The sequence below is a fragment of the Methylobacterium sp. CM6247 genome, assembly GCF_054817925.1.
Genome location: NZ_JBTXKX010000003.1, coordinates 1,382,341 through 1,397,276 on the forward strand (window position 1 = coordinate 1,382,341; position 14,936 = coordinate 1,397,276).

The window sequence follows — 14,936 nt, forward strand, 5'->3', positions numbered from 1 at the left end:
GGAGGGAAGGGGCGTTGGTGCCTGCCCGTCCTCGCCCTCGCCGCAACCCTCTCCGGCTGCATGGTCGGGCCCGATTACTCCCGCCCCTCCGTGGAGACGCCGCTGGCGTTCAAGCAGGGCGGAATGCGCGAGGACAGCGTGGCCCATGTCGCCACGCGGAAGGGCTGGCGAGCGGTGCAGCCCAATGACGGGGCCGAGCGCGGCGATTGGTGGCGCGTGTTCCGCGACCCCGCCCTCGACCGGCTGATCCGCCTCGTCGACGTGGACAACCAGAACCTGCGCGTCTCCCTGGCCTCCTACGACCAGGCGCGCGGCCTCGTCGCCCAGGCGCGCTCGGCGCTCTACCCCACGGTCATCGGCGCGCCGACGATCACGCGCTCGCGGACGCTCGGCACCGAGCGCACCTCGGTCTCGCTCCAGGCCCAGGCCTCGTGGGAGCTCGACCTGTTCGGCCGCATCCGGCGCAACATCGAGAGCGAGGTCGCCAACGCCCAGGCGAGCGCGGCGGATCTGGCGGCGGTGCGCCTGGCGATCCAGTCCGAGGTCGCCACCAACTATTTCAGCCTGCGCTACCAGGATTCGCTGCAGCGCCTGCTGAACGAGACGGTGGAGGCCTATAAGAAGAGCCTCGCCATCACCGAGAACCAGTACAATGCCGGCGTGGCGGCCCGCTCCGACGTGATCACGGCGCAGACGCAGGTACAGTCGACCCAGGCCCAGGCCATCGCGGTGGGCCTGCAGCGTGCGACTTTCGAACACGCCATCGCGACGCTGATCGGGCGGCCTCCCTCCGAATTGTCCCTGCCGAAGGGGAGCCTGCCCAAGACGCCGCCCGCGGTTCCGGTGGGCATCCCCTCCGCCCTGCTGGAGCGGCGCCCGGACATCGCGCAGGCCGAGCGCAGCGTGCAGTCCCAGAGCGAGCAGATCGGCGTCGCCGTGGCGGCCTTCTACCCGACCCTGGTCCTCTCGGGCTCGGGCGGCGTCTCGGGGCTGACCAGCAACGGCGTCTTCTCGGCCGCGAACCAGGTCTGGTCGGTGGCTGCGGCCGGCAGCGAGACCCTGCTCGATGGCGGCGCCCGCACCGCCGCCGTGCAGATCGCGAGAGCCGCCTACGACGCCACGGTGGCGACCTACCGCCAGACCGTGCTCACCGCCTTCGCCGAGGTGGAGAACGGCCTGGCCGGGGTGCGCATCCTCGCCCGGCAGCAGGCGGCGCAGGAGGAGGCGGTGGCCTCGGCCCGCCGCGCCGTGGAGATCACCCTCAACGAATACCGGGCGGGTACCCAGAACTTCACCACCGTCATCACCGCCCAGGCGTTGGAACTGAACAACGAAGTGACCGCCCTGCAGGTGCGGCTCAACCGCTTCACCACGGCGGTGTCCCTCATCCGGGCGCTGGGCGGCGGCTGGGACGTGCGCAGCCTTCCGACACCCGACGAACTCAAGGGCGACCGCCTGCCGATCGACCGGGGCCAAGCCGTCCGCACGGACGAATAAGTCCGTCCGCACGGACGAGTGAGCCGTCCGCTGCGGGCGGATGGCGAGGGATTGCACGGGCGGTGACGGTGCGCGGCGCCGCGCGGATCAGCCGATGATGAGGAAATCGGAAGCGGCGAGGGCCGTCTCCTTGGTGAGATGCGCGAACAGGACGGGTTTGTAGGTCGCCGCCGAACCGTCCCGGTCGAAGAAGAGATCGCCCGTCGCCGTGTCGTAGAGGATGCGGTCGTCCGCCTCAGATGCTTGGCTACCGATGGCGAAGGCGCCCTTGGCGAGCCGGCCGGTGGCAAGCCCGAGGAAGACGTCGTCGTCCAGCTTGACGGTGTCGTCGGCCCGCGAAAAGTCGGTGATCCGATCGACGTTCTTCCGGGCATCGAGGGCGGTGGCGAACACGAAGACGTCGTCGCCCGCCCCGCCCTTCAGGCGATCCTTCCCGGCGCCGCCGAAAAGCGTGTCGTTGCCGTCGCCCCCGAACAGCCTGTCGTTTCCCGCCCCGCCGAGGAGCCGGTCGGCGCCCGCCCTCCCGTCGATCCTGTCGTTGCCGGCGAGCCCGTCGATCCGGTCGGCGAGGACGCTGCCCCGCAGGATGTCGGCCTTGCCCGTCGGCAGGATGTAGGCCGGGTCGCCGTCATGGGTGCCGACCAGTCGGTCGAGGCCGCGCGTCGGCGCGGCGAAGGGGATGAAGCCGTCGGCGAGGGCCAGGGCATCGAACTCCGCCACGCGCGCGGCACCGTTGACGTAATCGACGGAGAAGACCGGTTTTCCGTTGCCGAGGAAGTCCTGCTTCAGGATCTCGATCGTCTCGGCATCGGGCCTGAGCGGATTGTTCTCGTCGCGGGCGCCGCGATAATAGAGGTCTTCCACCGCGATCCCGCCGATGACGTCGAGATAGGCTTCCCTGCGCGCGGTGTCGTTGCCGAGATCGTTGAGGATCCAGGCGCCGTTCTGCGGGATGACGAAGAAGTCGGGGTTGGTCTCGCGGGCATGTTCCGTGAGAGCGACAACGAAATCGACCATGCGCTGCGCCGCCTGCTTCACCGAGACGGGGTCGCCGGCCTGCCGGTCCTTGGCGGCGACTTCCGTGCCCCAGAAATAATAGCCGTCGACGATGTCGAGATAGGCGGCGTCGAAACCCGCCGCGACGATGGCATCGACATCGCCCGTTCGCGCGTCGTTGAAGAGGATGTCCTGCCACTCCTTGTCCCAGAAGCGCACCTTGCGCGATTCCGGCCAGTCGGGATTGAGCGGCCCGAGCCAATCGGGCGCCCGCGCGTCGAGGTCGCCCTCCGCGAGTCCCGTCTCTGTCCAGCCGGGCTGCCAGTAATCGCGAAAGTCGGACGCCTCGCCGATGGAGATGTACGAGACGACCACGGAACGGCCGCCCATCCCATCCTTCATGCGCGTGACGTCATCGGCCGAGAACCGGAGGGCGTTGGTGCCGTCGCGGGAGGAATCGATGACGAGGAGGTCATGGGTCGCCGAGGCGAGCAGGTCCCGGTCGAGGGGCGCGCCATCGCGTCCTTGCAGTTCGTATCCCCAGGTCTCGACCGCGACGGTCCCGGTGGAGGTTCTGAAGGTGGCCATGGGTCGATCGGTCCTCGCATTCGGCCGCGTCGCGGCGAGCGTCCCGCTGGGCGTGGCGGAGGTTCGGCCTCTCTATGGGGTCGCAAGCCCTTAACGGAGGCTTCGATCGGTCCGGCGTTTTCGATGCAAGCGATGCGTCCGATGTCGGGCGCCGGGCACGGGCCATGTTCCGCCACCACGGCAGCGTGATCGCTGCTATGCACCACGGATCGGAACGGCACGGCGCAAATCCGGTTTGACCCGCGTCGCCGATCCATCCCGGAGTATCCGTCCCATGAGCCGATCCGACGTCCCAGCGAGCGACGGCAAGCAGAAGCTCGCCAGTTCCGAGGTCGAGACCGCCCCGCCCTGCACCCTGGTGATCTTCGGGGCGGCCGGCGACCTGACGAAGCGCCTGCTGATGCCGGCCCTCTACAATCTCGCCGCCGGCGGGCTGCTCTCCGAGGGGCTGAAGATCGTCGGTATCGATCATAACGACCGGACGAGCGAGGGTTGGCGCGACGACCTCTCGCAGACGATGCAGTCCTTCACCCAGGACCGAACCTCCGAATTCCACCCGGATTCCATCGACCCCCATCACTGGGGCTTCATCCGTGAGCGCCTGACCTTCACGAAGGGGGATTTCGAGGCGGCGGAGACCTATCGGCGGCTCGCCCAGGACATCGGCGGCAACGCGATCTTCTACCTGGCCGTGTCCGCGCGCTTCTTCGGCCCGGTGGTGGACCATCTCGGTGCCGCAGGCCTGCTGAAGGAGGGGGAGGGCGCCTTCCGCCGCGTGGTGATCGAGAAGCCCTTCGGCACCGATCTCGCCTCGGCGCGCGCCCTCAACGCCCGCATCCTGGACCAGGCCGACGAGAGTCAGGTGTTCCGCATCGATCACTTCCTCGGCAAGGAGACGGTGCAGAGCATCCTGGCGCTGCGCTTCGCCAATGCCATGCTGGAGCCGATATGGAACGCCCACCACATCGACCACGTGCAGATCACCGCCGCCGAGACCATCGGCGTCGAGCAGCGCGGCGGCTTCTACGAGCCGACCGGCGCGCTGCGAGACATGGTGCCGAACCACCTCTTCCAGCTTCTGTCCATGGTGGCGATGGAGCCGCCCGCCAGTTTCGATGCGGAGGAGATCCGCAACGAGAAGGCGCGGCTCGAGGAAGCCGTGCGGCGGGTGACGCCGGATCAGGCGGTGCGCGGCCAGTATGCGCCCGGCGAAGAGCACGGTCATGCCGTGCGGGGCTACCGCGAGGAGGCCGATGTCTCGGCCGATTCCCGCACCGAGACCTACGCGGCCCTGAAGCTCTCCATCGATAACCCGCGCTGGTCCGGCGTGCCGTTCTACCTGCGCACGGGCAAGCGTCTGGCCGGGCGCCTCACCGAGATCGCCGTGCATTTCAAGCCGCCGAGTCATGGCCTGTTCGCCGGCACCGATCTCGCACCGAACATCATGCGCGTGCATATCGACCCGGACCAGGGCTTGAGCACCCAGTGGAACACCAAGCGGCCGGGGCCGGACATGCATCTCGGCGCGGTCACCTCCTCCGTGCGGTTCGGCGATTTCTTCACCGAAGCGCCGAGCGTCGGCTACGAGACCCTGATCTACGATTGCATGATCGGCGACCCGACCCTGTTCCAGCGGGCCGACGCCATCGAAGCGGGCTGGGCCGCCGTCGATCCCTTGATCCGGGCCTGGGGCGACGCCCCGGTGGAGCTCTATGCGGCGGGCAGCAACGGACCGGCGGGGGCGGATGCTCTGCTTGCCCGCGACGGGCGGGCTTGGCTGCCTCTCGCGGAGGGGTGAGGCTCGCGCGTCAGGGCCTGTTTGAGGTGTTGTTCCAAGGCTTCCCCTCATCCTGAGGTGCCGCGTAGCGGCCTCGAAGGAGCCCTCCAGGGATCGCGCGACCACTGGAAGTCTCCCTCAAAGCCCTTTGCTGAAGCAAAGGGCACCTCAGGAAGAGGTGGTCGGCTTGGGAAAATGGACCTTGGCGGATGGCCGACTTTGGCATGCGCCGCCGCTGAGAAGTCCGATGAACGGCTCTCAGGCCGGCTCGGCGTCGAGCCGCCGGGATCTGCGGATGGGCGCGAGCGTGCGCAGGGCATCGTGATGGAGGAGGAGAACGCCGGTGGCGCCCGACAGCCTGCGCGCGGCGGGGGTGAAGCCGGCATTGGAGACGACGGCCGCCATATCCGCCTGCCAATAGCGCGCTGCCGCCGAGGCCTCCTGCACCGCCGCGTTGCCCACGGGCTTGGTGTAGCGCTTGCACTGGAGGACGAGGCGGATGCCTGAGCGCTCGGCCACCACGTCCGCCCCCTGGTCGCCGCTGGCCTTCGTCGGGCGCGCCGACCATCCCGCCTCGCGCAGCGCCTCGGCGCAGAAGCGCTCGTAGGCGATGCCGTCTTCCGGGGCCTCGTCCTCGTCCGGCAAAGCGACGGACAGGGCAACGTCGTCGATGATGTCGAGGACGAGCGGCCAGCGGGTGTCGGCGAGGTCGGTGAAGCCCTTGGCGTCGAGATGCGGCAGGATCGTCCGCTCGGCGAAGTAATCCCGCTCGCGCAGCCAGCCATCGTCGATCCGGTTGCCGTAGGCGTCCTCGAAACATTCCTGGCGGCGGCGGAGGGCGAGGGTCTCGGCATGGGCGCGCGCGAGCCGGCGCACCGTCCGCCTGAAGCGCCGGGGCCTGTCGAGGCGATGCAGCAGGATCAGGCAGAGACAGAGGCCGGTCGCCGCCAGGGCGGGGAGTCCGAACCAGAAGGCCAGGCCCCCACCCAGGAGGGTGGTCCAGAACAGGCGCGCGACAAGGCTCGATCGACCGGACATGCGCACCCTTTCCCGCTGCCAACGCGCCCCCATCGGCCGCGCCCTCTTTCGCAGAATGCCGGGAGGGTCTTGCGACGGGCCTAACGCCGGCTCGCGACAGAAAAACCGCCTGCTCCGATAGTGCCGTGCGGCGCGAGACGAAATCGGATGTCGTCAATCGACATCAGGCAAAAATGATTGGATTCATCCCCCTGGATTGGTTCGAATTCATTCACGTTGAAGCGTATTTGCAGAGGAAACGCACAAGGTGGATGATGTTGCCGTTAGAACTGGGGGATTATTTATTATTTTGCATGCAGATTGGCCCCAGAGAGTCTCGAGACAGGAAAGCGCAAGCGTTCCATCGGAGATGTGTTCGGTCGCTCCGTGATCGCGACCGCTGACATCTGTGTAGTTTTCTTGTGGATGAGGATGCCATTGGGCCGTGTGCCGGCCCCGACCGCGCCGAGCACATCCGTTTGGCGTCCCGAACGAGTAATCCGCTCACGGCGGCCCCATCGATGCGGCACACCTATCGTCCGCTCGTCAGAGAGCGGGGCACCACTCGCCTTCTCAAACGAGAGAGCCTCTGATTCCGCGACGAAGCTCGATGAAGCGTTCGCAAGCCTGAAACGGTAGATCAAAAACACGTAGAGCTACATCCGACATGACTGTGTCAAATCGAATGCAGCTCTCCGTGTTCGTCCTACCGTGCATGCTTTAGACGAAGCGATTGTCCGCGTCGTCTCATCCTGCTTCAGCTCCAGGCCTTCGTTGTGTCACGCTCTTTCTAGCCAAAGCGGCATCCGCTTCGGCAGAGAGGCTTTAGGAGGCCAGAGCCGCGCGGGGGCGACGGCCCCGCGGTGCGGGAGAGGTCGGGGCTTCGGCGGCGGGGGGCTTTACGCGGGTCTTCCGGCGCTGCTGGCCCAGACCCATGTTCTTCGCCAGTTCCGACCGTGCGGCTGCGTAGTTCGGGGCAACCATCGGATAGTCGCTCGGAAGGCTCCATTTCGCCCGATACTCGTCAGGCGTCATGGAATAGCGGGTCCGAAGGTGACGCTTCAGCGATTTGAACTTCTTGCCGTCTTCGAGACAGATGACGAAGTCCGGCGTGATCGAACGCTTGATGGATACGGCCGGCGTCAACGGCTCGAATTTCTCCGGCGAAGCGGCCGCCGTCAGGTTGCTCAGGGTCGCATGGATCGATGCGATCAGCGCTGCGATATCCGAAACAGGTACGGAATTGTTGCTCACGAATGCCGAGACGATGTCGGCGGTAAGCTCAATGTAATCCGTTACAACGTCGTTCTCGAGTTCCACGCTCACCCCCGGAAGTAGGACAGTTTTAGACCGGCCCAAGGCACCGATCGATGCGGGCGGAAGGGTCTTGTAATCAACATGAGTTGACTAGGCAGTTCGTAGGGCAGCCATTAACAAAGCGCAAGAGGCTATGGCAAGACCACATCCTTAATGAAAACTGGAATGAAGCTTCGGGTCTGTTGGGGGAGCTTCAAGCACCGCAGAATTGGCTGATGTTACCGGGAGGGAGAGGATTTTTTTTATCCCCTCAGCTCTGAAAAAAATTGCAGGCGACCATAGAAACGGCAATTTATTTGTTGAATTGGAACCTTGCTGCCCAGGTCTGAGCTATTTTAGGTCAGTTTCGCAACTTTGAATGTAGGCTTCCGAAATAAACTACACGCTTTGTAAGAATGTCTAAGCGTCCGTCGAATCGGCTGCCGAAACAGCCTCCCGTTGCGCAGGAGAAGAAAAGTTTTTCTGGGAATCTGCTGCCGAAAGACCGTTCAAGCCGTAGATGAGGGGCGATGCAGTCGGTTCTACGTAATCATCGCACCCGGTTCCGTCCGACAGAGTCGGATGTTCTCACGGCGCTACGTCCCGGCTTCGCGGTCCATAGCTTTCGAACCGCCTGACGGTTCGGGCGATCTCGGCATCCGACAGTATGATTGGTTTGCCCACCTGCAGCGCGGCTGCATATTGTCGGCATAGTGCTTCCATCTCTACCGCCAGCCACAACGCTTTCGTGACGTTGCTGCCGATGGCGATCATGCCATGGTTGGCCAGCAGGCAACCAAGGCGATCCTCCAGGGCCGCGACGGCCGCGACAGAGAGCTCTTCCGTACCGTAGGGCGCGTAGGGTGCGCAGCGTATAGTCGGGCCGCCCGCCGCCGCGATCATGTAATGGACGGCGGGAATCTCTTGTCCGCAGATGGCAAAGGCGGTGCAATAGGTCGGGTGGGCATGCACGACGGCGCCGATCTCGGGTCGCCGCTGCAGGATATCGCGATGAAAGCGCCATTCGGAAGAAGGGGCGAGGGCATGGTCATGACCGCCCGCCATGGTCATCGGCACGATGTCCTCCGGCCGCAAGTCGTCGGCCGGGATGCCGGAGGGCGTCATGAGAAAGCCGTCGCGATAGCGTACGGAGACGTTTCCGGCGGTGCCCTGGCTCAGTCCCAGTGAGATCAGGGACCGCATCGCCTCGACGATGGCGCAGGAAATCTCGTAAGCTTCTGGTTCTGACATGTGGTTCCCCGAGTCGCGAGAGACCCATGCCCTATACCGTGCCGGTCGGCGTGATGTCGCATTCCGCCGCGCCGGCCTGATCGAAGGTCACGCCAGTTCATGAGCACCTATCGCTTCGAGGCGTTGCTGGCGCCACGGGCGATCGCGGTCGTCGGCCTCGGCCGGGGCGCGCTCGGCCAAGCCGTGGTCGGCAATCTGGAGAAGGCCGGGTTCGCCGGCCCGGTTCATCTCGTCGGCGAAGCGGGCCTTCCCACCCTCGACGACCTGGATGACACGCCGGATCTCGTCGTGATCGTCGCGGAGGCCGCGTCGGTGGAAGGCTGGGTCGAGAAGGCGGGCCTGCGGGGTGTCGCCGTGGCCGCCATCCTCACGTCCGGCCTGTCGCAGGACCTCTGCGAGGCGGTGCGCAACCGTGCGAGGCAATGGGGCATGCGCCTCTTCGGCCCCAACAGCATGGGGCTGATCGTACCGCGTGCCCAACTGGATGCCAGTCTGTTCGCGGCGGCGCCGAAAGCCGGCGATCTCGCCCTCATCTCGCAATCGGGCACGGTGGCCGCCGGCATCGTCGCATGGGCTGCGCATCGTGATGTCGGGTTCTCGGCCGTCCTGTCCCTGGGCGCCGCCTGCGACATCGACATCGCCGATTGCCTCGACCATTTCGCCGCGGACATCCACACCCGCGCAATCCTGCTGTCGCTGAACGTGATTCCCAATGCGCGCAAGTTCATGTCGGCCGCCCGCGCGGCGGCGCGCGCCAAACCCGTCCTGGTGCTGCGCACGGGGCGCCACGAGGCGCCCCTGCGCCACACGGTGACCCATACCGGCGCCCTCGCCCGGCCGGATGCCGTCTACGAGGCGGCGTTCCGGCGGGCGGGGTTGCTCAGCGTCGACGGGCTCGACGCCATGTTCTCGGCGGTGGAGACGCTGGGCCGGCAGCGCCCCTTCCCCGGCCAGCGCCTCGCCATCCTGGGGAATGGCGAGGGCATCGGCGCGCTCGCCGCCGACAGGCTCGCGGACCGGGGCGGCACGCTGGCCGCGGCGGGGCTCGGCGGCAATCCCGCCGATCTCGGCGTCGAGGCGGATGCGCAGGCCTATGCCGACGCCCTTGGGCCCCTTCTCGCCGACCCGGCCAACGACGCCGTGCTGGCGATCCACGTGCCGACGGCCCGCTCCGACAGCGCCGGTGTCGCCTCGGCCATCGCCGACACGGTCAGTGCCGCCCGGCGCAAGGGCGGGCGGCGCAAGCCTGTCTTCGCGGTGACGGTGGGCGACGACGGGGAGGCCGGGGCCGTGCTCGCCGCCGCCGGCATCCCGCGTTTCGCCACCGATGCCGATGCCGTGGAAGGCTTCATGCATCTGGTCCGCTACCGCGAGGCGCAGGACGACCTGATGCGCACGCCGGATTCTCTGCCGCGGGAATTCTCGCCCGATGTCGAGGCCGCCCGCGCCATCGTGGCGACCGCCATTGAGGCGGGGGAGATCTGGCTCGATCCCCTCGCCGTGGCGGGCCTCCTGGCGGCCTACCGGATCGACAGCGTGCCGCTCACGCTCGCTCCCGATGTCGATGCCGCCGCGGCGGCTGCCTGGCCCATCATCGCCGAGGGCGGCGCGGTGGCGCTGAAGGTGGTCTCACCAGACATCGTCCACAAATCCGATGTCGGCGGGGTGCGCCTGGACCTCACCAGCGAGGCGGATGTGCGCACCGCCGCCGCCGACATCCTCACCCGGGCCCGGCGGCAGCGGCCGGATGCGCGGATCATGGGGTTCGCGGTCCAGCCCATGGTGCGCAAGGGTAAGCGCCGGGAACTCATCGCCGGCCTCGCCGAGGATCCCGTCTTCGGCCCGGTCGTGGTGTTCGGGCGGGGCGGCGTCGCCGTGGAGGTCATCGACGACCGGGCGCTCAGCCTGCCTCCCCTCGATCTCCGGCTCGCCAGCGAACTCATCGACCGTACGCGGGTGGCGCGGCGGCTTGCCGCCTATCGCGACGTGCCCGCAGTGGACCGGAGGGCGCTCGGCCTCGTCCTGGTCAAGCTCGCCCAACTCTCGGCCGACCTGCCGGAGGTGCGCGAACTCGACATCAATCCCCTGCTCGCCGATGCCAATGGCGTGCTGGCCCTGGATGCCCGCGTGATGATCGGCCCCGCCCCGGAACGGCGCGGCGGCACCCGGAACCCGCGCTTCGCCATCCGCCCCTATCCGGTGGAATGGGAGCGCAATCTCGTGCTGAAGGGCGAGCGGGTCACCGTGCGCCCGGTGCGGCCAGAAGATGAGGGGCTGTTCAAGAGCTTCTTCGAGCAGGTCAGCGCCGAAGATCTGCGCCTGCGCTTCTTCATGCCCGTGCGCGACTTCAACCATGCCTTCCTGGCCCGGCTGACACAGCTCGACTATGCCCGCGCCATCGCCTTCGTCGCCATCGACGCGGAGACGGCGTCGATGCTCGGCGCGGTCCGCCTGCACGCGGATGCGAACCATGAGAGCGGCGAATACGCCATCCTGGTCCGCAGCGATCGCAAGGGCACCGGCCTCGGCTTCGCGCTGATGCAGTTGATGATCGACTGGGCGAGGGCGGAGGGCCTGAAGCGCATCGAGGGCACGGTCCTTCGGGAGAACCGCCCCATGCTGGCCGTATGCCGCAACCTCGGCTTCTCGGCCCATCCGGACAAGGATGACGGCACTGTGATGAAGGTGAGCCTAGCGCTCGATGTGCCGTAGCCAAAGACTAATCGAATCAGTCTTTGGCTTTATTGTTGTAGAACAGGATCCCGACGACGATGACGCCCGCGCACCATTTGGTCAGATAAATCCCATCGAAGCTCGCGTGAGGATAATTCGGATAGAATCCCAGCCGGAACAGCTCAATCATGTGCGAGAGCGGATTCCATGAATAAATCGTTCGAAGAGGTTCAGGGGACAGGTCGACTGTCTTGAATGCCCCGCTTAACATCATGAGTGGTCTGCTCAAGAATCCGTAAATTTGCGCCCAGCCAGGGAAATACGACTGGATGCTTGTATTGATGAGTGAGATCCCTATAGAAAAACAAGCAATGGCAAAGAGGCTGATAAAGCACATATCGGGTGACCCGGGCGCAGCCTCTCGAACTCCGTAGATATAAAGCGCAGAAAAAAAGATAATCATCAGAATTATATTTTGTATAATGTGAATCAAGAAGCGAGATAAAAGAAAATCAAATGGTTTAACCAGGTAATATTCTGCGGCTCTCGACTTGAGGCTGCGGACGCCGCTGGCACAGCGCCGGAAGATATAAAATGGAAGTATGCCGGTTCCCATGAAGAGAATGACTGATGATCCGAAAGGCGCTTCTGTTCCGAAGAGAAAGATCTTCAATCCAGACATGGTCGCGATGACGACGATCGGTTCGATAAAGAGTAGAATACCGATGGCCGGGTGGTAATTGCGGAAACGGAGTCCGAAATCACGGATAATCAACGCGACCACGATCGTCAGCCATGGTCGTACTCTTGGCTTCGAAGAGGTGGTCGGAAGCGCGATCGAAGAATTTGCCATCGTTTTAGTCGAGGTCCAAGGATACCAGATTAGTCGAGGGCCGGTTGCGGGACTGGCCCTCATGGGCTTCGTGCCAAGTGTTGCCTCGTCGTAAGCTAGAAATTTTGTCTGTTGCCGACGGTTTGTTTCGGTCAGGCGCGACCATTCAGGAGCGAGCGCACGCTGAGCAGGCCGATGAACCAGATCGATGCCAGCACGAAGCCTCCGAGCATCATCGACAGGAGGACGCGCGGGCCGCCAGCACTTTCGGGTAGTGCTGGGCGAACGTAAGGCGTGAGATAAAGATGCTGGGCGGCCGCGCTGGCCCGCGCACGGTCGAGGGATTGCAACGACGTGAGCAGGATCGCCTGCGCATATTGCCGATCCATATCGAGTGACTCGAACCGGGCGACGACGCCCGCCAGGACATTGCGGCCGGAGCGGCTGCCGGAGACTTCGCGCTCGACGGAAGCCAGTTGCTCGCGTGCCGCCTGGACGCGGGACTTGAGGGCCAGGACCGAGGGGGCCGTCTCGCTGAGATTCTGCCTGCGGATCGTGTCGTAATCCGCCTCGAGCTGTGACACCGATCCGCGCAGGGTGCCGATGAGCTGGGTATTGCCCGAAACGACGCTGGGTATCGGATCGATCACACCCTCTTTTTCACGGAACTCGGCCATGGCGGCACGGGCCTTGTCGAGGCTGGCCTTGGCCCGGACGACCTCCTTCTCGGCGAACTTGACGGCATCTTCCTCGGCACGCTTGGCGATCTTGTTGACGAGGGTCTCAGACAAGGTGACGAGCTGATTGGCGATGGTCAGGGCATCGTCGGGACGGAACGCCTTGATCTCGACGGAGGCGAGCCCGGTGAGCGGATCGTAATTCGCCCAGACCATCTTGTTCCAGTATCGCACCAAGTGCTCTGTAGACCGGCTTTTGTCGAACCGATTCGGCCAATCGATCTCGGGGCGGCTATAGATCTCGCGGACATCGACGGTCTGTGACAGTTCGTCGATGACCTGGCGGCTCTTGAGATAGTCGATCACGACGAAGTTCTGCGCGCTGCCGCTGCTCACTGCAGCGCCGTGACTGCCCATGGCGCTGGCGACTGCCGCCGCAGTCGTACCCCCGCTCGCCCCTCCGCCGAGAGGGCCAGCCGAGGGGGTCACCTCGGTCACCGAAAATCGGAACTCGGCAAAGTATTGCGGCGTGGCGAGGAACAGGAAATACATTCCCAGCAGGCATAGGGGCAGGAGCACGACGATGCCGAAGCTGATCAGCATATAGCTCCAGTTGTGATCGGGCTGTGGCATGGGAACGAGGGAAAACGTCTCGTCATCCGCGCCCTCGAGCGCCAGTTCCCGCCGCGCTTCGTCGTCCCGCTGGGGGAGCATCTCGCGGTCGTCGTTCAACGCCAGTTCGTTGGCCCGGGCCCGCTCCTCCTTGGCCAGCGCGTCTTTAGTCTCGATCGCGGTCACGTTCGCGGTCGGCAAGCGCGTGATGTTGTTGGGCGCTGAGCTCATGCGTCGCGGGGCCTGTCACCAAAATTCGTCGTCCCTGACAGTAGGTCATTTCCCGGCCCTTTTATGGCGGCGCAGCAGGGATGTGGCCCGTGTGGCTTTCAAGTCGCCGGACGAGAGCTTGCAAGTGATCGCCGGGAAAGGCAGGTATTTCCAGCAGTATTCTGCTGGATAGAGCGGCTCTGGCGCATGTCCTGCGCACGTCTCCCATCGCGCCGCGCCATTTACCGGTGGGGTGCCGTCACGCCTTCGTGATGAGATCCGGGCGCCTCGCGGCCAGCGCTAACGCCAGATCAGGACATGCGCATCCGAAGGGCGAAGCGCAACGAACGACGACCCGCTTCGGTCTACGGGTAGCCGTAACGCGCCTTGGCGGCGGCAAGCAGGGCGGTGGCCTCACGGTCCCGCCCGGCATTGCAGGCTTCGGAAGCGCGGGCGAGGTCGGCCGAGAAGCGCGCGCCCACCGGCGGGTTGAGGTTGCCGGTCGCGACATCGCTGTCGACCACGGCCTGGGTGCGGGCGATGCTGGGACCGCAGCCCGAGCCCGTCGGCGAGGGGGCCAGGGCGGGGGCGGCAGCGACCGTGGCGGCAATGGGCGCCACCGCCGCTTTAGGGGAAGGACCGGATGCACTGCAGGCGCCGAGCGCACCGGCAAGGCAGGTGACCAGCGTCAGGCCGGCGCGTCGTGGTAGCACCAGGTTCTCGGTCACGGAGCTTTCCTTCACGTTCCGGCGCGACGGGCCGGCGCAGCGTGGCCGCTGCGCCGGAATCTCGCTCTTCGGGCAAGTTCTTGCCCTCACGCAACCCGCTGGTCAATCGCCGGGCCTGGGCTCCGGCGACGATCCCATGTCGTCATATTCCAGTCTCGTGTCAGCGGGTCATTTCGCCTTCTCGGCGATCGCCGCGAGACCGGATTCGTAGATTCCCGTGATGGCATCGGCCGCGACCGTATCCGGGACGCCCTTCGCCTTGAAGGTTCCCGTCCACGTCACCGTCGAGCCGGACCCTTTCGGGCTCACCGCGAGGGTGGAGGAGTAATCGGAGACCGGCAGCGGGCTCTCGACGATGGCGTAGGTGTAGCGCATCGCCGTGTCGTCGCGTGCCGTCTGCGATTCGACGATGGCGCCGCCACCCTTGAGGCTGAGGGTGCGCAGCATCGTGCTTCCCTTGGAGGAGGGCTCGCATTTGGCGATGGCCGGGTGCCAGGTGCCGATGCCGCAGAAATCGCCGATCGTCGACCAGACCTTGGCCGGCGGAGCCGCGATGTCGATGCTCTTGGTGAGGTCGATGGCGAAGCCCGGAGCGGTGCCGGCGATGAGGACCAGACCCGGCAGAGCGAGGCGACGCATGAAGGTGCGCGACATGAGAGAGGGGTTTCCTTCCGGTTGATTTATAAGCGCGGATGGGTCCGCGCCTTGCCACCGTGCAAAGAGCAGCGAGCGGATAGGGGTAAGGCTGGTCGCGAACCGGGCCGGCGCAATGGCTCCGAGTA

At 65.6% G+C, this 14,936-nt stretch carries 11 protein-coding genes; 3 read left to right on the forward strand and 8 right to left on the reverse strand.

Going from position 1 to position 14,936, the window contains the following annotated elements; all coding sequences use genetic code 11:
- The first annotated feature begins 60 nt into the window (after window positions 1-60).
- The gene (locus tag ACYQOP_RS07330) at window positions 61-1,497 is read left to right on the forward strand and encodes an efflux transporter outer membrane subunit (protein ID WP_056454636.1); all 1,437 of its coding nucleotides are present in this window, start codon (window positions 61-63) and stop codon (window positions 1,495-1,497) included.
- A gap of 87 nt (window positions 1,498-1,584) precedes the next feature.
- Here the strand turns inward: ACYQOP_RS07330 and ACYQOP_RS07335 are convergent, their stop codons facing one another.
- Window positions 1,585-3,081 carry an endo alpha-1,4 polygalactosaminidase gene (locus ACYQOP_RS07335; RefSeq protein WP_461221903.1) on the reverse strand — a complete coding sequence of 499 codons (1,497 nt, stop codon included), beginning with the start codon at window positions 3,079-3,081 and terminating at the stop codon, window positions 1,585-1,587.
- A 274-nt stretch (window positions 3,082-3,355) separates the two neighbouring features.
- Between ACYQOP_RS07335 and zwf the strand changes: the two genes are divergently transcribed.
- On the forward strand, window positions 3,356-4,879 hold the full coding sequence (zwf, locus tag ACYQOP_RS07340; RefSeq protein WP_461221904.1) for a glucose-6-phosphate dehydrogenase: 1,524 nt from the start codon (window positions 3,356-3,358) through the stop codon (window positions 4,877-4,879).
- 237 nt (window positions 4,880-5,116) lie between these two features.
- Here zwf and ACYQOP_RS07345 read toward each other — a convergent pair whose 3' ends face one another.
- The 3 genes from ACYQOP_RS07345 to ACYQOP_RS07355 all read right to left on the reverse strand — a co-directional run bounded on the left by ACYQOP_RS07345 (window position 5,117) and on the right by ACYQOP_RS07355 (window position 8,422).
- Window positions 5,117-5,896 (reverse strand): restriction endonuclease, encoded by a 780-nt coding sequence (locus tag ACYQOP_RS07345; protein WP_461221905.1) that lies wholly within the window; start codon window positions 5,894-5,896, stop codon window positions 5,117-5,119.
- A gap of 804 nt (window positions 5,897-6,700) precedes the next feature.
- A complete protein-coding gene (locus ACYQOP_RS07350) occupies window positions 6,701-7,195 on the reverse strand; it encodes a Ros/MucR family transcriptional regulator (protein WP_461221907.1) in 495 nt (164 codons plus the stop codon).
- Window positions 7,196-7,759: 564 nt separating this feature from the next.
- A complete protein-coding gene (locus tag ACYQOP_RS07355) occupies window positions 7,760-8,422 on the reverse strand; it encodes a class II aldolase/adducin family protein (RefSeq protein ID WP_461221908.1) in 663 nt (220 codons plus the stop codon).
- A gap of 99 nt (window positions 8,423-8,521) precedes the next feature.
- Here ACYQOP_RS07355 and ACYQOP_RS07360 point away from each other — a divergent pair, with 99 nt between their 5' ends.
- Window positions 8,522-11,134 (forward strand): bifunctional acetate--CoA ligase family protein/GNAT family N-acetyltransferase, encoded by a 2,613-nt coding sequence (locus ACYQOP_RS07360; protein WP_461221909.1) that lies wholly within the window; start codon window positions 8,522-8,524, stop codon window positions 11,132-11,134.
- 16 nt (window positions 11,135-11,150) lie between these two features.
- On the opposite strand, the gene ACYQOP_RS07365 is transcribed toward ACYQOP_RS07360, so the two are convergent.
- The 4 genes from ACYQOP_RS07365 to ACYQOP_RS07380 all read right to left on the reverse strand — a co-directional run bounded on the left by ACYQOP_RS07365 (window position 11,151) and on the right by ACYQOP_RS07380 (window position 14,808).
- Entirely contained in the window at window positions 11,151-11,948 is a 798-nt protein-coding gene (locus tag ACYQOP_RS07365) for an ABC transporter permease (RefSeq protein ID WP_461221910.1), read from the reverse strand.
- A gap of 131 nt (window positions 11,949-12,079) precedes the next feature.
- The gene (locus ACYQOP_RS07370; RefSeq protein ID WP_461221911.1) at window positions 12,080-13,447 is read right to left on the reverse strand and encodes a hypothetical protein; all 1,368 of its coding nucleotides are present in this window, start codon (window positions 13,445-13,447) and stop codon (window positions 12,080-12,082) included.
- 344 nt (window positions 13,448-13,791) lie between these two features.
- Window positions 13,792-14,154, reverse strand: coding sequence for a hypothetical protein (locus tag ACYQOP_RS07375; RefSeq protein WP_461221912.1), 363 nt, complete (start codon window positions 14,152-14,154; stop codon window positions 13,792-13,794).
- Between the two features lie 168 nt (window positions 14,155-14,322).
- On the reverse strand, window positions 14,323-14,808 hold the full coding sequence (locus ACYQOP_RS07380) for an SRPBCC family protein (RefSeq protein WP_056422573.1): 486 nt from the start codon (window positions 14,806-14,808) through the stop codon (window positions 14,323-14,325).
- Between the last annotated feature and the right edge of the window lie 128 nt (window positions 14,809-14,936).